We start from the raw sequence: 20,195 nt of genomic DNA, 5'->3' as shown, positions 1-20,195 counted from the left end.
TCAGCCTGCCTTGTCGACCGTAACAGCCATGTCGGGCTGCAATTCGGGAAGCGGTGCGGTCAGGATCGTCTCACCGTCCTCTAGACCGGCGCCTATCTCGATCAGGCTGCCATCGTTCCAGCGCGATCCCACCGCCACCGTCTGGCGGCGAAGATGGCCGTTCAGGACTTTAAGAACATGGTAGCCGGTTTCGTCTTTGCGAAGCGCGATTGCAGGAACGACAAGCGCATCGTTTTTTTCGCGCACGAGGATGGACCCGCTGGCGAACATTCCTCCCCACAGCCGGCCGTCGCGGTTGGCAAGCCGGAGATAGACGGCGACAAAGCGCGTCCCGTCTTCGGCAACCGGGCTGATGCGCTCAACGGTGCTTCTGAGAGGCTGGCCGCCGATGCCGTCAATATCGAGTTCGGCGGTCTGGCCAACGGCGACACGTGGGATGTCGCGCGTGGCAACGAGAACCTTCGCCTCAAGCATGCTTTTATCGACCAGCGTCATGAGTTCACCATCGGCACTGACGCGGGAGCCGGCTTCTGCCTGCCGGCGGGTAATGGTGCCATCAAAAGGCGCGCGGATTTCGGCATTGCGAAGGGCAAGGCGGGCGATATCCACCTGCGCCGAAAGGCTCTGAAGCCTTGCCGTTTTCACAACGACATCGCTCTTCGCCTTGTCGAGCTGTTCAGCCGATGCGATGTTTTTTGACGCTAGCTGTTCGGTTCGGGTGAGGGCCTGCATCGCCAGTGTGAGTTCGGCCTCGGCCGCATCCCGGTCGCTCTGCCGCAGCAGGAGAGTCGATTGCAGTTCCTCGGTTTCGAACCGTACCAGCAGGTCGCCCGCCCGCACCGCCTGCCCGTCCCGGACATTCATATCCAGAATTTTTCCAGCCTCGCGGGCGCGGATCACGACACGGCTGACCGGCTGAAGTTCGCCACTGATGCTGAGCCGCTCCGCCATCGCTCGTGTGCCGATCCTTGCGATTTCCGCAGCCGTCAGTTCGAACGGGATACCGGCCGGGCTCATCGAGGTTGACGCCACGATCCCCTTGACGCGCTCGTTCGCATCGACGCTTCCGCGCGCCGGATCGAGAGCCGTGACGACGAGAGCGCAGCCCGCAAGCGCGATCCCCGCCTTGATCGTTCTTTTCACCCACATAACATAATCCTTCCAGGCAAAACTCATCCTGTGACCGATCGAGCGGTCATGTCGCCTGTCTTGCAGGCTGATGGCTTCTGGATAAGTGTTCATAATTGCAGCAGCATTACCCGCCCGCATCTTCTGCGCCGCAATACTGTCGCAACCTTTCTGGCAGACAAGGAGGGGGCGAAGGGACGGTGGCAAATGAGACTTCTGTTGATTGAGGACGAAAAGGAAATGGCGGATGCGCTGTCGACGACGCTCGGCAAGCAGGGGATCGTCATCGACCATACGATGCGGCTCGGCGATGCGATGGAGCTGGCGCGCCAGCATGTCTATGATGCGATTCTGCTCGACCGTCGTCTGCCGGACGGGGAGGGACTTACCTTCATTCCAAAGCTGCGCCGCGCCGGTATCGATACGCCGATCATCTTATTGACGGCGATGAATGAACCGGAGGAGCGGATCGAGGGGCTGAATGGCGGCGCCGACGACTATCTTGGCAAGCCGTTTCTTGTCGGCGAACTGCTGGCGCGGCTGCGCGCGGTTTTGAGAAGGCCGGCAAGCATCGCCCCGTCGCAAATCGCTGCAGGCCGCATCGTGATCGATCCGCTTCATCTCAGCGTCACGATCAACTCGCTTCCCTTTGATCTGCCAAGGCGCGAGCTGATGGTCCTCATCACGCTGGCGAAACGAAAGGGCAAATCCGTGCTGCGCTCGACCCTTGAGGCCGCCGTCTACAATTACGAGGAGGAAATCCAGTCCAATGCGCTCGATGCGCATATATCGCGACTGCGCAAACGCCTGCTTGACGCTTCGGCCGGGGTTAGCGTGCATAATATTCGCGGCATCGGTTATCTGCTCAGGGAAGACACATGAAAGCGCAGGGCAAGTCCAATCCCTCCTTGTGGTGGCAATTGAGCTGGCAGCTCAGCATTGTCGTCTCCTCCATGATCGCTGTCGTCATCGTCGGGCTCTGCGTTTACGGGGTGATGAAGCTCTCGCCCAATATCGGGCTCTGGAACGATTTGTCGGCGACGCTTGACGAGTCGCTTTCGCTTGATCCGCAAAAGGGTCTGGTCGTTACCGAGGGGCCGGCATTACGTGCCTTGAAGGCGAAGAATGAGACGTTGTGGTTCGTGGTCTCGACGCCTGACGGTCACGCGGCCACCTTCGGCACCGTACCGGCTGTTTATGCAGAACTGGCACGCTACGTTCATCTGATGACGGACGCCGATATTCGCGGCGGCAGCGGCATATCCGAGGTCGCTTCGGCTGAAAGTATCGAAACGACGTCGGGGCCCGTCAGGATCATGTTCGGCGGAACCTCAAATGCACGAGCGTCGTTTCTGACGCTTCTTGCCGGCACCTATCCGATTTATGTCCCCCTGCTGGCGGTTCTTTTGCCTGCGGTGTTTTTCTCCGTGCCGCACATTGTGCGCCGGGCGCTTGCCGGCCTGAGTTCCGTCGTCAGAAAAGCACCGGAGATCGACCCGCGACGACCGGGTTCGAAGCTTCCTGTCAAAGATGTGCCACGCGAAGTCGTTCCGTTGATCGTTTCCTTCAACAGCATTCTCGAGCGGCTCGAAGAGCAGTTCCAGGCGCGGCAACGTTTTCTGATCGATGCCGCGCACGAATTGAGGACGCCGATTGCAATCATGCAGACCCGGATAGAGGGCCTGCCCGGACCGGACCAGCAGCGCCTGATGGAGGATGTCGCGCGGCTCGGTGAAACCGCCGAACAGCTTCTGGCCTTTGAGCGAAACGATCAGGTGAACGACCGGCGCGAGGTGGTGGACCTTGTCGATATCGCCCGCACGGTGGTGGCAGAGCTCGCGCCGCTTGCGCTTTCGGCAGGTTACGACATCTCCTTCGAAACGCAGATCGAAAAATACGACATGCAAGGCAACCCCTTCGCCCTGCCGCGCGCCATCAGCAATATCGTGCGCAACGCCATCGACCATGGTGGAAACAAGGGGCTGATCCATGTCTCGGTTCTCGCAAACGGCGAAATCGCGATTTCCGACGAGGGGCAGGGCATACCCGAGGACCAGCAGGAGCGGATATTCGAACCTTTCTATCGGGTCACGCCGAAAAGCACGGGTGCCGGACTTGGCCTCAGCCTCGTCAAGAAGATCGTCGCCAATCATAACGGCCGTATCGTGCTGGAAAGCAACCCCTCTGGAAGCACGTTCCGGGTTCGATTCTGATAGCGCTTTGCGCGCTGTAGACCGGTCGCGGCGATTGTAATGCTGCCGCAACGTTCGCGGTCATAATGTGTGGGCACGGGATCAACCGTGCCAACCGGAGTACTCACAGTGACGCACCCACCGGATCGTTTTCTTCCGGATTGCCGGCGAGAAGACGGCGCGTAGAAAGCGCGTCGCCGGCCCGGAACCTCGCGCAATGCCGTAGCGTCAATGATCGCAGCAGAGCACCAATCCGATTTCATATTCGGTTCATCCTGGGCGCGCACAGTCCCGGCCAAATCACTCCACGCCCCAGTCCAAACAGTCATACTCCCCGGAATTTTACGATGTCGCATACTGAAATCGCCGCATTCGCTGCGGAAAAAAACTCGGCGAAACCCGAGCCGGTCATCGCTGCGCAAACGATGACTGGCGATGGGCTGGAACTCCTCCGTTTTCCCCTGGCCTGGAGCGTTGCGACCTTCGCTATGCGCGCCCACTGGAAACGGGGTTTCCTTTTCTGGATGCGTTTTTTGGCTCATCCGCTTGTAACCCTGCGGTGGTGGCGGTTTCTGTCCCGGTTCTCGGCGACGCAAAAACTGCCACCGCCGCATGACGAGCTTCTTCAGAAACCCCTGTCGAAATTCCTCGTCGGCAAAATCTCTTATGGAAGACGGCTGGATTTTCTCATGAAGAATTTCGTCATCGCCAGCGATTGTTTTTCCAGAGAGGTTATGGCTGCGCTCTGGAGTGGAAAAACGGTCGAAATCGGCACCATAGGCGGCCGTGCTGACGAATATCGCTGCACGCTTGCTCTTGCGGATTTATGTGGCGGCCGCCACGAAGGCGCTCTCGCGGTTCGGCTGATCAGAACCCGTGACGACGTCACCTTGTGGACGACGAAGTTTATCTTCGTGACGCAGGATGGGGGAGGGTACAGGACGATTGCCGTTGGCGGCATGCAGGGGCCACGCGCCGCAAAGCAGGAGATGGTGGCAGTAACGCGCGACCTTGCGGGTCTTCGCCCGAAGGATGCCGTTTTGATGCTGCTGCAAGGCCTAATCGAGACGGAAGCGGGTTCCTATTTCGCAGTCTCCCACGCCAGACATCCGATCAATTATCGTCGCGCGCGGCGGCAGAAAATGTTGCTTTCCGACATAGACGCATTCTGGCGGGAACGTTCCGCCGAGCCGGACGACGTGTTCGGTTTTCAGGTACCGGTTTCAACCCTCGAGGGCGCGGACAAACGCAGCAAGATGAAGCTTGCCTTTTTTGCCATGGCCGACCGGCTTTGCGAGGGTAACGCTGGTAGTGCTGTGAAGAGTTGAGGCCGCAGATCCGAGTTGGCCCTCGACACCGTCACGCCGCTGCATCGGCAACACGGCCGAGTTTTTGCAGGCCGCATTCGCGGACGATCTCGGCAATGTGGGTAAACTGCGCCGAGAGCGGATTGCTCTTGCGCCACACCATGCCGATGGTGCGGGATGGTCTTGGCTCTGCCAGCCGAAATACCGAGACGGTGGATTGCCGCGTTTCCATATCGACAGCCATCTGCGGAATGAGCGTGACGCCGATGCCGGCGCCTACCATCTGGACCAGCGTCGAGAGCGAACTGCCCTCCATCAGCACGCGCGGCGGCGCGTTCGTTGTACTGCAGAAAGACAGTGCCTGATTGCGGAAACAATGGCCTTCCTCGAGCAGCAGCAGGCGCATTTCACCGAGCTTGCCGGCGCTTGGCACCGGCATCCCCGCATCCTCCATCGGCCGGACCAGAATGAATTCCTCGGAAAACAGCGGAACCTCTTCCAGCGACGCTTCAGACACCGGAAGCGCGACGATTGCCATGTCCAGCCGGGCTTCCAGAAGGTCCTCGATCAGTTTCTGTGTCACCGCTTCGCGCGGGCGCGTTTCCAGTCCTGGATAATGCCGGGTTAGCGTCTTAATGACCTGCGGTAAAAGATAGGGCGCGACGGTTGGAATGACGCCGATGCGCAGGCGGCCGCTGAGCGGGCCGTGCCTTGCCCTCGCCAAATCCTGCAATTCGTCCACCGAACGCAGGATCAGGCGGGTGCGTTCGGCGAATTCATCGCCGAGAGCGGTCAGCCTTATCTGGCGGCTGCCCCGTTCGACGAGAGGCGCGCCGATCAGCTCTTCCAGTTCCCTGATCTGTAGCGAAAGTGCTGGCTGGGAAATGGCGCATGCCTCCGCCGCCCGCCCGAAATGGCCGATCTTCGCCAAGGCGTCGAAATAACGCAGGTGTTTCATCGATAGTCCAATCATAAGCTGAGCATATCGCAGCCTTTAGAATATACAATTGGAAATTATGGAACCTGGCTGTTAGTCATCGTCATGACAGAAAGAGGATGTAGCTGTTCGGTATCACCAGCGTCACTGCGCGGTTTCCGTAAGGATGATCTGCTGTGGGCTGTGGTTCCAACATGCTGCGCATGTCGAATTGACTATGTCGTTTAATTACTAAACCCATCGGAGGGCGAAATGGACGCAACTTCAAAACCGGCTGGCAAGTGTCCCGTCATGCATGGAGGCAATACGGCCTCCGGTAAATCGGTTACCGAATGGTGGCCGAACGCGCTGAACCTCGATATCCTGCATCAGCACGACACCAAGACCAATCCGCTCGGCACCTCCTTCAATTACCGCGAAGCGCTAAAGTCGCTCGACGTGGAAGCCCTGAAGGCCGATCTGCGCGCCCTGATGACGGAAAGCCAGGAATGGTGGCCGGCCGACTGGGGCAGCTATGTGGGCATGATGGCCCGCGTGACCTGGCATGCGGCCGGTTCCTACCGCGTGACGGACGGACGCGGCGGTGCCAACACCGGCAACCAGCGCTTTGCACCGCTCAATTCCTGGCCCGATAATGTGAACACCGATAAGGGCCGCCGCCTGCTGTGGCCGATCAAGAAAAAATACGGCAACAAGATTTCCTGGGCCGATCTCATCGCGCTCGCCGGAACGATCGCTTATGATGTCGCGGGTCTGAAGACATTCGGTTTCGCCTTCGGCCGCGAGGATATCTGGGCTCCCGAAAAGGACACCTATTGGGGTGACGAAAAGGAATGGCTGGCACCGAGCGATGGTCGTTACGGTGACGTAACCAAGCCCGAGACGCTGGAAAATCCGCTTGCCGCCGTGCAGATGGGTCTCATCTACGTCAATCCAGAAGGCGTCAACGGCAAGTCCGATCCGCTTGCGACAGCCGCGCAGATGCGCGAAACCTTTGCCCGCATGGGCATGGATGACGAAGAAACCGTCGCGCTCACCGCAGGCGGCCACACCATCGGCAAGTCGCACGGCAACGGCAGCGCCGCCAACCTCAGCCCCGATCCGGAAGCAGCAGGCCCCGAATATCAGGGTCTCGGCTGGATCAACACCAAGGGTCGCGGCATCGGCCGTGACACCGTGGTGTCCGGTATTGAAGGTGCCTGGACAAGCGAACCGACCAAGTGGGACAACGGCTTCTTCGACATGCTGTTCAAGCATGAGTGGACATTGACGCACAGCCCGGCTGGCGCGTCCCAGTGGGCGCCGATCACCATTGCCGAAGAGGACAAGCCTGTTGACGTCGAGGATCCCTCGATCCGCACCATCCCGATGATGACCGATGCCGACATGGCCCTGAAGGTCGATCCGATCTACCGCGAGATTTCGCTGAAGTTCAAGGATGACCAGGACCACTTCTCCGAGGTCTTTGCCCGCGCATGGTTCAAGCTGACCCACCGCGACATGGGCCCGAAGTCCCGCTACTTCGGCCCGGATGTTCCCGCAGAAGACCTGATCTGGCAGGATCCCATCCCGGCAGGTTCCACGAGCTACGATGTCGCTGCCGTAAAGGCAAAGATCGCCGCTTCCGGTCTGGCGGTCGCCGATCTGGTCTCGACCGCATGGGACAGCGCCCGTACCTTCCGTGGTTCGGACAAGCGCGGCGGCGCCAATGGTGCGCGCATCCGCCTTGCGCCGCAGAAGGACTGGGAAGGCAACGAGCCCGCCCGTTTGGCCCATGTGCTTTCGGTGTTGGAGCCGATTGCCCGTGAGACTGGCGCCAGCATCGCTGATGTCATTGTTCTCGCCGGCAACTACGGTGTTGAGCAGGCGGCGAAATCAGCCGGCTTCGATGTCGCCGTGCCTTTTGCACCCGGTCGTGGCGATGCCTCAGCCGAGCAGACTGATGCAGACAGCTTTGCGCCGCTCGAGCCGCTGGCGGATGGTTTCCGCAACTGGGTGAAGAAGGACTATGTCGTCAGCCCCGAAGAACTGCTGCTGGACCGCGCTCAGCTTCTGGGCCTCACGGCGCCGGAACTGACCGTTCTCATCGGTGGCCTGCGCGTCATTGGCGCCAATTACGGCGGCGCAGCGCATGGTGTGTTCACGCAGACCCCAGGTGCTCTGACCACCGATTTCTTCACAACGCTGACGGATATGGCCTATTCCTGGGTTCCGACCGGCGGCAATCTCTATGATATTCGCGATCGCAAGTCCGGAGCAACCCGATATACGGCGACCCGCGTGGACCTCGTTATCGGCTCCAACTCCATCCTGCGTGCCTATGCGGAAGTTTATGCGCAGGACGACAACAAGGAAAAGTTCGTGCGTGATTTCGTCGCCGCCTGGACGAAGGTCATGAACGCCGACCGTTTCGACCTTGTCTGATAAGGCTGACTAGTCCAAAAAAGCCCCTCCCTGAGCGATCAGGGAGGGGCAATTTTCTATCTGCGGTCTGAGGATGGAACCGGTTTTTCGGGTGATGGCTTTTCGCCACTATCCCCCGGCGCCTTGCCGCCCTTTTCATTCTCATGCGCATCCGGCCCAGCGACGATGACGCCGCGGCCCTGCTCTTCGCGCTTCTTGTCGGCGAAATCGCCGGGTTCCCTTTTGTCGTTCATAGTGATCTCCCTTCGTGATTTCATTTGTCTGGAGATCAAACGGCTGGTCGGGGCAGAGGTTCCAAGGCTCACATTGGAGCGGGATCGACTGGCAGCACAGCAATGTTTTGCATTACAACCATCTTTGCTATTAACATGAATTGATAAGTCATGTTATTGCGGCCTCATATGGTGGAGCGTGCGGCGCCGTTATCGTGACGCGCATGTCTTACAACCTCGGCTCGACAACTGAACGGTACCCGCATTGAGTTTCTGGCACTCCATGACCTGGCACACGGAAGGGATCAGCGTCACTGCGCCGGTCAAATGGCGCCAGCTGGACGGGCTCGTCAGCGCCTTCTGGGAGGCAGAGAGCCAGATGGGCGCGAAGGGTTATTACCTGGCCGCCGATCCACGTATCATGATATTCTTCAACGATGTCTCGTCGCGCATCAGCATTTCCAACCGCGACGGCGAGTTCACGCAGCATTCCCGCCCCATGACGCGGGCGGTCTATGTGCCGGCCGGTGTTCCGATGTGGACGAGCAGCAATGCTACGCACAGGTTTTCGCATCTCAATCTGCATATCCACAAGGACCGCCTGCTGCGTTTCCTGTCGCCATCGGTCGGCAGTTCGGCGGCGATGACAGCCTTGCGCCGCCCGGTCGAGATACAGGATATCGGTTCGGTCGAAACACTGGCTGGACTGCTTGTCGATGAACTCGCCGAGCCTTCGAAACATGCGGTCTATGCGGAAAGCCTTGTTGGCAGCATCGTCGCCGGTCTTCTCGATATTCCCGGATCTTCGCCGGAACAGGTAAATGGCAGGCTGACGCAGGCGCAGATGAACAAGTTGCTTTTCCGTGTCGAAAGCCGCGGTGACGACCGCATGACGGTTGCAGAAATGGCCGACATCGTCGGGCTTTCGGAAAGCTGGTTCGCAACGGTGTTCCGCCAGACAACGGGCAAGACGCCGCTGCAATGGCAACTGGAGCGGCGGATAAGCCTTGCCCAGAAACTGTTGCTCGAAGGCGATCTGACGGTGGCCGATATTGCCGCCCAGCTAGGCTTTTCCGATCAGGCCCATTTGACCAAAGCCTTCCGCCAGTCCGTGGGCAATACGCCAGCCGCCTGGCGGCGCATGCACAGGCTGCTTTGAATGGTCGCCTTGCCGTCTATGCGGAGCGGGTTCGGCGCATGCCTCGAGCTTCGTTCCACGTCACCCCAGGTGATGACGTGGAACGTTAGGATGGTTACGTAGTATGTTGAAAAGTAGAGATATACTTACCCTCACCACGTCTTGCGCAGCGTAGCCGAGAACGCTCGGCCGGGGTTATAGAAGTCTGCGCCGAAACCGCCATAAGAGACGTGCTTCTCGTTGAAGAGGTTGGAAACATTCACCTCCAGCGAGGTGGTTTCTTGGATTTTGTAGCTGAACGCTGCGTCCATGGTCACGCTGCTGCCGGTCGAAACCTTGTTCGCGTCATCAAAATAATACGAGCCGGTGAAGCGTCCGCCGAGCCCGAAGGTCATGTCGCCGCGTTTGTCGTTGCCGGCCAGCGTGTAGTTTACCCAAAGCGAGGCCTGATGTTCAGGCACGAATTGCGGGCGGTTGCCGACATTGCCAGCGATGCCGTTTTCGGTGATTTCCGCGTTGAGATAGGAATAGGCCGCCGTCAGGCTCAGCTCGTCGGTAACCTCCGCCTTGGCCTCGAGGTCGAGACCACGCACGCGCACCTCGCCGATGGTGGTGGGCAGGCTGGTGATCGGGCTGGTGACGGTAATATTGTTTTTCTTGAGGTCGTAGATCGATGCCGTGAACAGGGCAGGGAAGGCATCCGGGCGATACTTCACGCCAAGCTCGATCTGCTCGCCGCGTTCGGGCTCGACGGTCAGGCCCGAGGCCGGCACCACGGATTCGGCGTAGCTGATATAGGGCGCGATCTCGTTCGTGACCTTGTAAGACACGCCGATGCGCTTTGTCAGTTCGCTGATGTCGCCGCTTGCCGTCGTGCCGTTCAGCCTGTTGGTCTGGTCGGTGTCGATCCAGTCATTGCGCAGACCGGCGCTGACGGTCAGCCTGTCGAAGAAGGTCAGGTCCTGCTGGAGGTAGATTGCCCTTGTCTTTTGATCCGTCAACGAGCTGGCGTAGAGCGGCACCGACGCGGGCGCACCGGTATAGACCGGGTTCAGCCAGTTGATGTCCGGCGCAGAACCGAAGTAGCTTTTGCTGCCAGACGAGTAGTCGTTATAAAAAACGCCGACAAGGCTGCGGCTTTCGACGCTTTCGAACGTCGCGTCATATTGCAGCCGGGTGTCGATCAGGAAATTCTCGGTTTCGGTCTCGTTGCCGAAATAGGAACGGTTGGCGATGGTCGAGCCATTGGTCGGTGTGGACGAGATATACGCATAACCGAAATCGGTGTTTGCCTTGCTGTAGCGCGCGTTCGAACTCAGCGTCAGGCCAGAGCCGAAATCATGGTCGAACATCACGCTCAGCGAATTGCGGTTGGTGCCGCGGTAATTATAGTCCGGTTCACCGAAGAAACGGCTTCTGTCGAAATGCGAGCCGACCGGATGGCCGCCGCCGCCGGGAACGCCGTCCTTGTTGAGATGATCGTAAACGACGGTGAGGCTGGTGGCATCGGTGGGCCGCCATGTCAGGCCGCCCATGAAGAATTTTTCATCGTCGCGGGAATAGTCATATTCCGCGTCGGCATTTCTGAGCTTGCCGGTCAGGCGGTATGACAGGGTGTCGTCGCTGGTGATGTTGTCACCGAAATCGAAGCCGGTTTCAGCGCGGCTATAGGAACCGCCTGTCACATAGGCCTCACCAAAGCGGCTGCGTTTGGGAACCTTCGTCGAGTAGTTCACCGAACCGCCGGGATCGGATACGCCAAAGGTCGTGGAATTGCCGCCCTTCAGGACTTCCACGCGCTCATAGGCATAGGTCTCTTCGCGCAGCGCACCGAAGGGACGGCCGAGCGTCAGCCCGTCGCGATAGGTGTAGGCGTCGAAACCGCGAATCTTGAAATAGTCGAAACGGTCGTCCGAGCCGTAGAAATCCGCGGTCACACCTGCCGTGTATTGCAAGGCTTCTTCCACGGTCTGCACGCCACGCTGCTGCATTTCCTTGGCGGTGATGACGGAAACGGCGGCCGGCGTATCGAGAATGTCGGTTGCCATCTTGCTTCCGCTTGTGGTGCGGGTGGCGACGATCGACTTCTGGTCATTGTCACCGCTGTCGATGGTGATGCGCTCGAGAACCGTGCTTCCGCCCGTATTGGCGGCCTCCTGCGCCAGCGAACGAGCGGGCAGTACCGTCACGAGCGCCGTGCAGGCAAGAAGGGCTGCCTGCCCGTAGCGCAGTCGCGCGGTCCTGCCGTTGACGCCATTCATTTCAGTGTTCATTGCTAAATTCCAGAAGTTGATGCCCCAATCGCCGCTTCCACGGCCCGCTCTCGAAGCGCCCAATAACTTGAGAAAGATTATCCGGTATTGTAAGTTTTTGCGGTTTTGTACAAAACCCCGGAAATTTCACCACTGTTGTGGCGGCATTTCCTCACCGGGGTTGACGGGGGCATGTGAAGCTGAGAGTTCAAGTCCACTTTTGAACCGTTGAGAGCTTCGCCCATGCTTTTCCTGTTTCGCTGCCTCGCGCCGGCATTCGTGTTTTTCCTGTCGATGATCGCGCCGACCATTGCCTCGGCGGAAGAGGCGACGCGCTATCCCGTCGTCATCAAACACGCCTTCGGCACGACCACGATTGCGAGGACGCCTCAGCGTGTGGCGACCGTCGCCTGGGCAAACCACGAGGTGCCGCTGGCGCTCGGCATCGTGCCCGTCGGTTTTGCCGCTGCCAATTTCGGCGATGATGACGGTGATGGATTGCTGCCGTGGGTAGCGAAGCAGCTTTCTGAATTGGGTGCTGCAAAGCCTGTTCTGTTCGACGAGGGTGATGGTATCGATTTCGAGGCCGTGGCGGCAACGCAGCCGGATGTCATCCTCGCCGCCTATTCCGGCCTCAGCCAGTCCGACTACGATACGCTAAGCCAGATCGCACCGGTCGTTGCCTATCCCGTGTCACCGTGGGCAACCGACTGGCGCGAGATGATCCGGCTGAACAGTGCCGGGCTTGGCATGGCGCCGGAAGGTGAGGCGCTGATCAAACGCATCGAAGGTGAGATCGCGCAGGTGGTTGCCGGCCATCCGCAGCTGAAAGGCAAGTCTGCGATGTTCGTCACCCATCTCGACGCCACCAATCTCAGTGTCGTCAATTTTTATACCGCCAATGACAGCCGGGTGAAATTTTTCACCGATCTTGGGCTGACCTCGCCGAAGAGCGTGGCGGAGGCGACGAAACCGGGGCAATTCGCCGCCGGCGTCAGCGCCGAGCGCGTCGATGCCTTTGACGATGTCGATATCGTCGTGACCTATGGCAGCCAGCCATTGCTCAAGGCGATGCGGGCCGATCCGCTGCTTGCCCGCATGCCCGCCGTTGCCGATGACGCCATCGTCATGCTGGGGCGTGATCCGCTCGGCACCGCATCCAATCCCACACCGCTGTCGATTTCCTGGGTTTTGAAGGACTACGCCGATCTTCTGGCGAACGCAGCGGATAAGTCCTCCGGTAAAGCGAAATGACAATGGAAGGGCCTGCCAAAGGTCCGGCCGTGCTGCCAGGTGGCCGCTCCAACCGCATGCGGACCGCGTGGCTCAGCGCCGTGCTGGCGCTTCTGGCGCTGCTATGTGCGCTTTCCGTCGCGATTGGCACCCGCGACGTCACGTTCGTTGACATCACGGCAGCGCTTGCCGGTCGCGTGGAGACGGTGGCGGAAGCGGCTGTTGCGGTTCGCCTGCCGCGAACGCTGCTTGCCCTGCTGTCCGGGGCAGCGCTCGGGCTAGCTGGCGCCATCATGCAGGGCGTTACGCGCAATCCGCTTGCCGATCCCGGTATTCTTGGCGTCAATATGGGCGCATCACTTGCCGTCGTTATCGCCATCGTCTGGTTCGGCATTGCCTCGGCGCAGGCCTTTATCATCACGGCGATTGTCGGGGCGGGTGCGGCTGCGGTTTTCGTTTATGTCGTCGGTTCGCTCGGACGCGGTGGGGCAACGCCGCTGAAACTCGCTCTGGCCGGTGCCGCCACCTCTGTCGCCTTCTCATCACTCGTCATTGCCGTCGTGCTGCCGCGCAGCGATATTGCCGGCGGCATCCGTTCCTGGCAGATCGGCGGTGTCGGTGGTGCCACCTTTGACCGGATTGAGACCGTGCTGCCGTTTCTCGCCGCCGGTTTTGCCATCAGCCTTCTTTCGGCACGCAAGCTGAATTCTCTGGCGCTTGGTGATGAGTTGGCTGCCGGTCTTGGCGAGAATGTCGTAGTCGCGAGAGCCATCGCATCCTTTGGAGCTATCCTCCTCTGCGGCGCGGCGACTGCCATCTGCGGGCCAATCGGTTTCGTTGGGCTGGTCGTTCCGCATCTCTGCCGCCTGCTCGTTGGCGTCGACAATCGCTGGCTTCTGCCATTTTCCGCGCTCGGCGGCGCCTGTCTGCTGATTGCGGCCGATATTTTCGGGCGCATCGTGGCGCGGCCGTCCGAACTCGATGTCGGTATTGTCACCGCCCTTGTCGGCGCACCTTTCTTCATCTGGATCGTCAGACGTCAGCGGGTACGCGAACTGTGAACATGCACACGTCCGTCATGGAAACATTGCTTTCCAATCGTCACGACCGCCAGCGCCGGCGTCGCCTTGTCATTGCACCCCTTTCAGCTCTTTTGATCGCGGTTTTCGCATTGACGCTGATGCTGGGACAATCCTTCACGCCGCCTGGCGACGTCCTGCGGGTGCTGCTCGGAGAGGACATTGCCGGCGTCACTTTCACGGTCGGGCAGTTGCGCCTGCCACGCGCGCTGCTTTCCGTTCTCGCGGGTCTGAGCTTCGGGCTGGGTGGTGTCGCCTTCCAGATCATGCTGCGCAACCCGCTTGCCAGCCCTGACATTATCGGCATCAGTTCCGGCGCAAGCGTGGCAGCGGTGTTTGCCATCGTTGTCCTGCATCTGAGTGGACCGCTCGTTTCGGTGTTCGCCGTCGTCGCCGGGCTTGGCGTCGCATTGCTGGTCTATCTGCTGTCCTTCCGCAACGGGGTTGCCGGAACGCGGCTGATCCTTGTCGGCATCGGCGTTTCGGCCATGCTCGAAAGTTTCATCGCCTATATCCTGTCCGTTGCACCGGCCTGGACGCTGCAGGAGGCGATGCGCTGGCTGACGGGCAGCGTCAACGGCGCAAAACTTGCCCAGACGCTGCCGCTCTTCGTCGCGCTCATCCTTTTTGGCGGCCTGCTGCTCAGTCGCGCGCGCGATCTCGAGGCATTGAGGCTTGGCGATGATACGGCCGCGGCGCTTGGGGTCCAGGTGGGGAGAACGCGCATCATCGTGATTATCGCCGCCGTCGGCATGATCGCCTTTGCCACGGCAGTGTCGGGGCCGATTGCTTTCGTCGCCTTTCTGTCCGGGCCGATTGCCGCGCGTATCGTTGGCAGCAATGGGTCGCTGCTCATTCCGGCTGCGCTCGTTGGGGCAGCCCTGGTGCTGGTGGGCGATTATTGCGGCCAGTTCCTGCTGCCGGGCCGTTACCCGGTCGGCGTCGTCACCGGCGCGCTCGGCGCGCCCTATCTGATCTACCTTATCGTGCGGGTGAACCGCAGCGGAGGCTCGTTATGACCAGCCACTCCCTTTCCGTGAACCGTCTTTCGGCCGGATACGGTGAAAGCCTCATCATCGAAGGGCTGGATCTTGTCGTTCCGCGCGGACGGATCACCGTCATCGTCGGTGCCAATGCCTGCGGCAAGTCCACGCTTCTTCGCAGCATGTCGCGGCTTATCTCTCCCCGCGCCGGTCAGATCCTGCTCGACGGAAAGTCGATCCACCGTCTTCCCTCGCGCGAACTTGCAAGACGGATGGGTCTTTTGCCGCAGTCACCGATTGCGCCCGAGGGCATTGTCGTTGCCGATCTGGTCAGCCGCGGCCGGCACCCGCATCACGGCCTTTTCGCGCGTTGGTCGCGCCAGGATGATGAGGCCGTGGCCGCAGCCCTCGTCGCCACCGATACGGTGGAACTTGCCGAGCGGTCGGTGGACCAACTCTCCGGCGGGCAACGGCAACGCGTATGGATCGCCATGGCGCTCGCCCAGGAGACCGAGATATTGCTGCTCGACGAACCCACCACCTTCCTCGACATCAGCCATCAGGTGGAAGTGCTGGATCTTCTGACGGACCTCAACCATGCCCGTCAGACCACCATCGTCATGGTGCTGCACGATCTCAATCTCGCGGCGCGCTACGCTGATCATCTGGTCGCCATGACCGGCGGAAAGCTGCATATCTGCGGCACGCCGGAGGAGGTGCTGACGGAAGAAAACGTGCGGCACGTCTTCGGCATAGAAAGCTGTGTCATCGAAGACCCGACGTCGGGCAAACCAATGATGCTGCCGATCGGGCGGCACAGGACGGCGGCGCAACGGCCGCAATAATCCATCTATTTTTGCGGTGACCGTCTGCGTCCACGGGTGGTGGTTTTAACCGGAACGCTCGCGCCGTACTCGTTCCACCATGCCATCAATGCCTCCATGGTCGGGCCAAGTCCTTTCGCCTTTGCCGTAATTTCATATTCCACGCGTGGCGGAACCTCTGCAAAGACGGTGCGAGAGACCAGTCCATCGGCCTCGAGCTCACGCAATTGAGAGGTCAACATGTGCTGTGTGATGCCGGGAATGGCTTTGCGCAGCTCGTTGAAACGATAGATCCGCTGGTTGAGAAGCCACATGATTTCGAGCTTCCACTTGCCGGAAAGCAGCGCGAAAGCGCGACGCATTTCCTCGTGCATGTTAATGGTTTCACCGCCATTAGTCTGGTTTTCCATACTTACCACGCCAAATTCATCCTACTTGCGCATATTCATTCAATAGCACATTTTCCATGTGAACGCCGGATCATGAGCCCCAAGCTGTTCCGGAACAACGAAAATATTGAACAAATCAAGCTGCCGAAGACATTCGGCGGCAATGGATATCCCATGTCTTCATTCTATATCTACTGGGTCGCAACAACCCTTCTCGTCCTGCTCTATCTGGCGTCGGCAGTCACCTACGTCGTCAAATCCGACTGGGTGAGGGAGACGATAACCGGCTTCGGTTACCCTGCCTACCTCGTGCCTCTTCTGACGGCGGTGAAGATCGCCGCCGTCATCGCCATCCTTGCGCGGTTCAACGTCGCCATCAGCGATCTGGCGTATGCGGGGGTACTGTTTCACCTGCTGCTGTCCGGCCTTGCACATATCGGCGTCCGCAAACCTGCCGGCGCACTGCCTGCCGCCATCGGCCTCGGGCTGCTCGTCGTTTCCTTCGCCATGCAGAACGCTGCACGCGAGGTCCCATCCCCCTATGCCCTTGCACGGCAGCTCTGACGCATCCATCACGAAAGGAAATCAAAATGGGAAAACTGACCGGAAAAGTAGCCATCGTGGCGGGCGCAGGCAGAGGGATTGGCCGTGCGACGGCAGAACTCTTTGCAAGGGAGGGCGCCAAGGTCGTGGTATTGTCCTTGACGCCTGCAAATGTGAACGCGGTCGTCAGTCAGATACAATCCAGTGGTGGCACCGCGCTCGGCATCGTCTGTGATCTTGGCGATGGCCAACAGATCACCCGGGCTGTGGCTGAGGCAGCGGAGGTATTTGGCGGCATCGACATTCTCGTGAATGTCGCGTTCGACCCGACTGTCGTCCACTCCCCGATCCTCGAGCTCACCGTCGAGCAACTGCAACGAAACCTCGATATGGGGCCGATCGCCTATCTTCGCACGATGCAGGCTTGTTATCCGTACTTGAAGGCCAGTGGCGAGGGCCGGATCATTAATTTCGCGTCGCTGGCCGGTATTCTCGGCATGTCGCCGTATGGACCTTACAACCTTGCCAAGGAGGCCGTCCGCGCCCTGACGAGATCTGCTGCGCGCGAATGGGGTCCTGACAATATCACCGTGAACAACCTGCTTCCGGTTGCCGACACCTGGGGTGCGGGCGTCGACGCTCCTGCTCCCACGAATGCCCTTGGTCGTTACGGTTCCCCTGAAGAGGATGTCGCTCCGGTCGCTCTCTTCCTCGCAAGTAGCGATTCGAGATTCATTACAGGCTCGAGCCTGACCCCGGACGGCGGCCAGATTATCGACAGCGCCCGCTAACGCCCCGTTGGAGTGCCGGGCAAACAGGCCGGCACTTCGCTCCGTTGTCTCTTCTGCCGCTCCTGATTTGCACCTGCCGGGCAGAACTCAAGGCCATGCGGCATAGGACGGCGGTGCTACGTTCTGTATGCGCATCGCCATTCGCCGGAAACGGCCGGGAGACGTGCCTTCATTGCGGGTGAAGAAGCGGTTGAAATACCCAGGATCCTGAAATCCCAATCGAAACGCAATTTCAGCGACTTGCAGTGAAGAGTTGAGAAGAAGGTCACGCGCTTCGGAAAGCAGTTCGCGGTGAATATAGGCCTGTGGTGAAAGCCCCGTTGCCTTGCGCACCACAAATCCAAGACGTTCACGGTTGACGCCGAGTTGACCCGCATAGTCTTCCACGCCCCATTGGTCGCGTTTGTGCTGACTGACAAGTAGAACAAACCGCTCCGTAAGGCTGCCTGCGGTGGAAGCCGCGGCCGCGACCTCGGCCATGGCATGCTGGCAGATGCGGATAAGGGTGACGGATAACAGGCTGGCGATAATCGTATCCGACGCTGTCGATGACCGGAAATTCTCATCCGCGATGGTGTCGAGATAACCCGCCAGTTCCTGGCTGTCTTTTTCAGCCAGCGTCCGGGTCAGAACGCGCTGCAATGTGCTGCGCACCATGATTGCGCTCGTTCCGGTTGGCATGGCATGCGCAAGGCCGATTTCAGTCGTTTTCAGCAGTGATCCGCGGCTTCCGGCATTCAGCCGCAGGCGGCCGACGGGGCCGGAGGCAGGCAGCCAGGCCAGCCCCGGCGCGGTAACCACAAGTGTCTTTTCGCCCTGAATGATCTCCGCTTCACCGGCTGAGACGAGGACAAGATGGGCTGCGCCCTGTTCCAGCTTGAACTCCGACACGCGCAGGGACGAAGTCAGCATGCGCGCCGTCGTTTCGATCCTGTTAGCAGCTATCTGGCCGTGATGCGGCATTCACCCTCCAAAAGTACAATAATGTATTACATTAGTGCATTTTATATGCGCCTGTCGTTGCTAAACTTCCATCAGCGCAGGGAAGCCTTGAGGAGAATGGCAATCCCGCTACTGCGCCGTTGGAGGAAAATCATGAATGGTATGAAGCGCAGAACGCTGTCCTGCCTTGCGCTGGCGCAACAGGGTGTTCGCGGAAGCTTTGCCCTTGTCGATCGCGATTATCTGCTGGAAGCCGGAAGGATCGCAGGGGCGGGGACGGCAGCAGCCCTTTCCTCCCGTCCCACCTTGCAACGGGCGTTTTTCGGCGGTGCCGCCGCCACCGTTTTCTGAATTCAGGAGGAAGACCATGCAGACTGTCAATCTTTTCGTCGGTGGCGACCATTGCCCGGCCGCAAACGGTAAGCGTTTCGAGCGCAACAATCCGATTACCGGGGACCTGGCAACCAGTGCGGCGGCGGCAACCCCTGAGGACGCCACACGTGCGGCCGATGCCGCAGCCGCAGCCTTTCCCGTCTGGTCGGCAACGCCGCCCGGCGAACGCCGTCGCCTGCTTCTTGCCGCGGCGCAGGCGCTCCGCGATGCCGGGCCGCAGATTACGCTGGCGATGAAAGAGGAGATTGGCGCGACGGATGCCTGGGCCGGTTTCAACGTGATGCTGGCCAGCGACATGCTGGTCGAGGCGGCCAGCCTGACGACCCAGATAAAGGGCGAAATCATTCCCTCCAACCGCCCGGGAACCACGGCGATGGCACTTCGCCAGCCGGCAGGCGTGGTTCTGTCCATCGCGCCATGGAATGCACCGGTCATTCTTGGCGTACGCTCCATCGCCACGCCACTTGCCTGTGGCAACACCGTGGTGATGAAGACCTCGGAGCTTTGCCCGCGCACCCATGCGCTGATCATCGAGGCCGTCGCTTCGGCAGGTCTGCCGAAAGGTGTGCTGAACGCCGTCTCCAATGCGCCGGACGATGCGGCGAAAATCGTTGAAACACTGATCGCCCATCCGGCTGTCAGAAGGGTGAATTTCACCGGTTCGACCCGCGTCGGTCGTGTCATTGCGGAAACGGCGGGCCGTTACCTGAAGCCAGCGCTTCTGGAGCTTGGCGGCAAGGCACCCTTCATCGTGCTTGATGATGCCGATATCGATGCAGCAGTGGCTGCGGCCGCCTTTGGCGCTTACATGAACCAGGGCCAGATCTGCATGTCGACGGAACGCATCATCGTACTCGACAGCGTTGCCGACACCTTTGTCGAGGCCTTTGCCAAAAAAGCGGCGAGCCTGAAAGCGGGAGACCCTCGGGAGGGAAAAATGCCGCTTGGCTCCTTGGTCAGCGCCGAGGCCGCGTCCCGCATCCGGGCGCTGGTGGATGACGCCGTTGCCAAAGGCGCACGCCTTGTGGCCGGCGGAGGCGGCAATGGTACCATGCTGGATGCGCTTGCCGTCGATGGCGTGACCTCTGCGATGCGGCTCTATTCCGAAGAAAGCTTCGGCCCAGTCGTTTCCATCATTCGCGCCGGCAGCGTCGATGAGGCAGTCAGTATCGCCAACGAAACCGAGTTTGGTCTTTCCGCAGCTATTTTCGGCAGGGATCAGGCAAAAGCACTCGCGGTAGCCGGACGCATCGAAAGCGGCATTTGCCACATCAACGGACCCACCGTTCACGACGAGGCGCAGATGCCGTTCGGTGGGGTGAAGGCCTCCGGTTACGGCCGTTTTGGCGGCACGGCGGGCATTGCGGAATTCACCGAACTGCGATGGGTCACGCTGCAGGACGGACCGTTGCATTACCCGATTTAAGC

19 protein-coding genes are annotated in these 20,195 nt (G+C 60.0%); 13 read left to right on the top strand and 6 right to left on the bottom strand.

Annotated features, from left to right (window positions below; all coding sequences use genetic code 11):
• Nucleotides 1-1,149: an efflux RND transporter periplasmic adaptor subunit gene (locus QE432_RS01030; RefSeq protein ID WP_065660379.1), complete on the bottom strand. Its 1,149-nt coding sequence runs from the start codon at nt 1,147-1,149 to the stop codon at nt 1-3.
• 186 nt (nt 1,150-1,335) lie between these two features.
• Between QE432_RS01030 and QE432_RS01025 the strand changes: the two genes are divergently transcribed.
• The 3 genes from QE432_RS01025 to QE432_RS01015 all read left to right on the top strand — a co-directional run bounded on the left by QE432_RS01025 (nt 1,336) and on the right by QE432_RS01015 (nt 4,648).
• Nucleotides 1,336-2,010, top strand: coding sequence for a response regulator transcription factor (locus QE432_RS01025; RefSeq protein ID WP_004431205.1), 675 nt, complete (start codon nt 1,336-1,338; stop codon nt 2,008-2,010).
• The gene (locus tag QE432_RS01020) at nt 2,007-3,341 is read left to right on the top strand and encodes a sensor histidine kinase (protein ID WP_065660289.1); all 1,335 of its coding nucleotides are present in this window, start codon (nt 2,007-2,009) and stop codon (nt 3,339-3,341) included. Before QE432_RS01025 ends, QE432_RS01020 begins: the two co-directional genes overlap by 4 nt.
• 326 nt (nt 3,342-3,667) lie before the next feature.
• On the top strand, nt 3,668-4,648 hold the full coding sequence (locus QE432_RS01015) for a DUF535 family protein (protein WP_065660290.1): 981 nt from the start codon (nt 3,668-3,670) through the stop codon (nt 4,646-4,648).
• Nucleotides 4,649-4,679: 31 nt separating this feature from the next.
• Here QE432_RS01015 and QE432_RS01010 read toward each other — a convergent pair whose 3' ends face one another.
• Complete coding sequence (locus QE432_RS01010) at nt 4,680-5,600, bottom strand: hydrogen peroxide-inducible genes activator (RefSeq protein WP_013761123.1); 921 nt, start codon at nt 5,598-5,600, stop codon at nt 4,680-4,682.
• A gap of 216 nt (nt 5,601-5,816) precedes the next feature.
• Between QE432_RS01010 and katG the strand changes: the two genes are divergently transcribed.
• A complete protein-coding gene (gene katG, locus QE432_RS01005) occupies nt 5,817-7,988 on the top strand; it encodes a catalase/peroxidase HPI (protein ID WP_065660291.1) in 2,172 nt (723 codons plus the stop codon).
• 56 nt (nt 7,989-8,044) lie between these two features.
• Here the strand turns inward: katG and QE432_RS01000 are convergent, their stop codons facing one another.
• Nucleotides 8,045-8,221 (bottom strand): hypothetical protein, encoded by a 177-nt coding sequence (locus QE432_RS01000; protein ID WP_035200363.1) that lies wholly within the window; start codon nt 8,219-8,221, stop codon nt 8,045-8,047.
• A 244-nt stretch (nt 8,222-8,465) separates the two neighbouring features.
• Between QE432_RS01000 and QE432_RS00995 the strand changes: the two genes are divergently transcribed.
• Nucleotides 8,466-9,359: a helix-turn-helix domain-containing protein gene (locus tag QE432_RS00995; RefSeq protein WP_198927084.1), complete on the top strand. Its 894-nt coding sequence runs from the start codon at nt 8,466-8,468 to the stop codon at nt 9,357-9,359.
• 131 nt (nt 9,360-9,490) lie between these two features.
• On the opposite strand, the gene QE432_RS00990 is transcribed toward QE432_RS00995, so the two are convergent.
• A complete protein-coding gene (locus QE432_RS00990; RefSeq protein ID WP_065660292.1) occupies nt 9,491-11,611 on the bottom strand; it encodes a TonB-dependent siderophore receptor in 2,121 nt (706 codons plus the stop codon).
• Between the two features lie 222 nt (nt 11,612-11,833).
• On the opposite strand from QE432_RS00990, the gene QE432_RS00985 reads away from it, so the two are divergent.
• Genes QE432_RS00985 through QE432_RS00970 form a run of 4 tightly spaced genes read left to right on the top strand, consistent with a single transcriptional unit; the run spans nt 11,834 to nt 15,730 of the window.
• On the top strand, nt 11,834-12,844 hold the full coding sequence (locus QE432_RS00985; protein ID WP_065660293.1) for an iron-siderophore ABC transporter substrate-binding protein: 1,011 nt from the start codon (nt 11,834-11,836) through the stop codon (nt 12,842-12,844).
• Entirely contained in the window at nt 12,841-13,884 is a 1,044-nt protein-coding gene (locus QE432_RS00980; RefSeq protein ID WP_065660294.1) for a FecCD family ABC transporter permease, read from the top strand. The genes QE432_RS00985 and QE432_RS00980 overlap by 4 nt, the downstream gene beginning before the upstream one ends.
• A gap of 2 nt (nt 13,885-13,886) precedes the next feature.
• Nucleotides 13,887-14,921, top strand: coding sequence for a FecCD family ABC transporter permease (locus QE432_RS00975; protein ID WP_065660295.1), 1,035 nt, complete (start codon nt 13,887-13,889; stop codon nt 14,919-14,921).
• The gene (locus tag QE432_RS00970) at nt 14,918-15,730 is read left to right on the top strand and encodes an ABC transporter ATP-binding protein (protein ID WP_065660296.1); all 813 of its coding nucleotides are present in this window, start codon (nt 14,918-14,920) and stop codon (nt 15,728-15,730) included. The genes QE432_RS00975 and QE432_RS00970 overlap by 4 nt, the downstream gene beginning before the upstream one ends.
• Nucleotides 15,731-15,735: 5 nt before the next feature.
• Here the strand turns inward: QE432_RS00970 and QE432_RS00965 are convergent, their stop codons facing one another.
• A complete protein-coding gene (locus QE432_RS00965) occupies nt 15,736-16,119 on the bottom strand; it encodes a winged helix-turn-helix transcriptional regulator (RefSeq protein ID WP_035200376.1) in 384 nt (127 codons plus the stop codon).
• A 153-nt stretch (nt 16,120-16,272) separates the two neighbouring features.
• On the opposite strand from QE432_RS00965, the gene QE432_RS00960 reads away from it, so the two are divergent.
• Complete coding sequence (locus QE432_RS00960) at nt 16,273-16,662, top strand: DoxX family protein (RefSeq protein WP_025594944.1); 390 nt, start codon at nt 16,273-16,275, stop codon at nt 16,660-16,662.
• Nucleotides 16,663-16,688: 26 nt separating this feature from the next.
• Nucleotides 16,689-17,432, top strand: coding sequence for an SDR family NAD(P)-dependent oxidoreductase (locus QE432_RS00955; RefSeq protein ID WP_065660297.1), 744 nt, complete (start codon nt 16,689-16,691; stop codon nt 17,430-17,432).
• 87 nt (nt 17,433-17,519) lie between these two features.
• Here QE432_RS00955 and QE432_RS00950 read toward each other — a convergent pair whose 3' ends face one another.
• Complete coding sequence (locus QE432_RS00950) at nt 17,520-18,395, bottom strand: helix-turn-helix transcriptional regulator (RefSeq protein ID WP_065660298.1); 876 nt, start codon at nt 18,393-18,395, stop codon at nt 17,520-17,522.
• 132 nt (nt 18,396-18,527) lie between these two features.
• On the opposite strand from QE432_RS00950, the gene QE432_RS00945 reads away from it, so the two are divergent.
• Nucleotides 18,528-18,725 carry a hypothetical protein gene (locus QE432_RS00945; protein WP_004431237.1) on the top strand — a complete coding sequence of 66 codons (198 nt, stop codon included), beginning with the start codon at nt 18,528-18,530 and terminating at the stop codon, nt 18,723-18,725.
• Nucleotides 18,726-18,741: 16 nt separating this feature from the next.
• Entirely contained in the window at nt 18,742-20,193 is a 1,452-nt protein-coding gene (locus QE432_RS00940; RefSeq protein ID WP_065660299.1) for an aldehyde dehydrogenase, read from the top strand.
• Nucleotides 20,194-20,195 lie beyond the last annotated feature (2 nt).

The sequence above is a fragment of the Agrobacterium sp. SORGH_AS_0745 genome (assembly GCF_030818995.1).
GTDB classification, from domain to species: domain Bacteria; phylum Pseudomonadota; class Alphaproteobacteria; order Rhizobiales; family Rhizobiaceae; genus Agrobacterium; species Agrobacterium tumefaciens.
This window is presented reverse-complemented; position numbering and strand designations above follow the sequence as displayed.

What these genes read in the sequence shown, in the direction of transcription:
- QE432_RS00950 (WP_065660298.1), bottom strand. Translation starts at nt 18,395, where the DNA reads ATGCCGCATCACGGCCAGATAGCTGCTAACAGGATCGAAACGACGGCG.
- QE432_RS01000 (WP_035200363.1), bottom strand. Translation starts at nt 8,221, where the DNA reads ATGAACGACAAAAGGGAACCCGGCGATTTCGCCGACAAGAAGCGCGAA.
- QE432_RS00960 (WP_025594944.1), top strand. Translation starts at nt 16,273, where the DNA reads ATGTCTTCATTCTATATCTACTGGGTCGCAACAACCCTTCTCGTCCTG.
- QE432_RS00940 (WP_065660299.1), top strand. Translation starts at nt 18,742, where the DNA reads ATGCAGACTGTCAATCTTTTCGTCGGTGGCGACCATTGCCCGGCCGCA.
- QE432_RS01025 (WP_004431205.1), top strand. Translation starts at nt 1,336, where the DNA reads ATGAGACTTCTGTTGATTGAGGACGAAAAGGAAATGGCGGATGCGCTG.
- QE432_RS00975 (WP_065660295.1), top strand. Translation starts at nt 13,887, where the DNA reads ATGCACACGTCCGTCATGGAAACATTGCTTTCCAATCGTCACGACCGC.
- QE432_RS00970 (WP_065660296.1), top strand. Translation starts at nt 14,918, where the DNA reads ATGACCAGCCACTCCCTTTCCGTGAACCGTCTTTCGGCCGGATACGGT.
- QE432_RS00990 (WP_065660292.1), bottom strand. Translation starts at nt 11,611, where the DNA reads ATGAACACTGAAATGAATGGCGTCAACGGCAGGACCGCGCGACTGCGC.
- QE432_RS00965 (WP_035200376.1), bottom strand. Translation starts at nt 16,119, where the DNA reads ATGGAAAACCAGACTAATGGCGGTGAAACCATTAACATGCACGAGGAA.
- QE432_RS00955 (WP_065660297.1), top strand. Translation starts at nt 16,689, where the DNA reads ATGGGAAAACTGACCGGAAAAGTAGCCATCGTGGCGGGCGCAGGCAGA.
- QE432_RS01010 (WP_013761123.1), bottom strand. Translation starts at nt 5,600, where the DNA reads ATGATTGGACTATCGATGAAACACCTGCGTTATTTCGACGCCTTGGCG.
- QE432_RS00985 (WP_065660293.1), top strand. Translation starts at nt 11,834, where the DNA reads ATGCTTTTCCTGTTTCGCTGCCTCGCGCCGGCATTCGTGTTTTTCCTG.
- katG (WP_065660291.1), top strand. Translation starts at nt 5,817, where the DNA reads ATGGACGCAACTTCAAAACCGGCTGGCAAGTGTCCCGTCATGCATGGA.
- QE432_RS00945 (WP_004431237.1), top strand. Translation starts at nt 18,528, where the DNA reads ATGAATGGTATGAAGCGCAGAACGCTGTCCTGCCTTGCGCTGGCGCAA.
- QE432_RS00980 (WP_065660294.1), top strand. Translation starts at nt 12,841, where the DNA reads ATGACAATGGAAGGGCCTGCCAAAGGTCCGGCCGTGCTGCCAGGTGGC.
- QE432_RS01020 (WP_065660289.1), top strand. Translation starts at nt 2,007, where the DNA reads ATGAAAGCGCAGGGCAAGTCCAATCCCTCCTTGTGGTGGCAATTGAGC.
- QE432_RS01030 (WP_065660379.1), bottom strand. Translation starts at nt 1,149, where the DNA reads ATGTGGGTGAAAAGAACGATCAAGGCGGGGATCGCGCTTGCGGGCTGC.
- QE432_RS01015 (WP_065660290.1), top strand. Translation starts at nt 3,668, where the DNA reads ATGTCGCATACTGAAATCGCCGCATTCGCTGCGGAAAAAAACTCGGCG.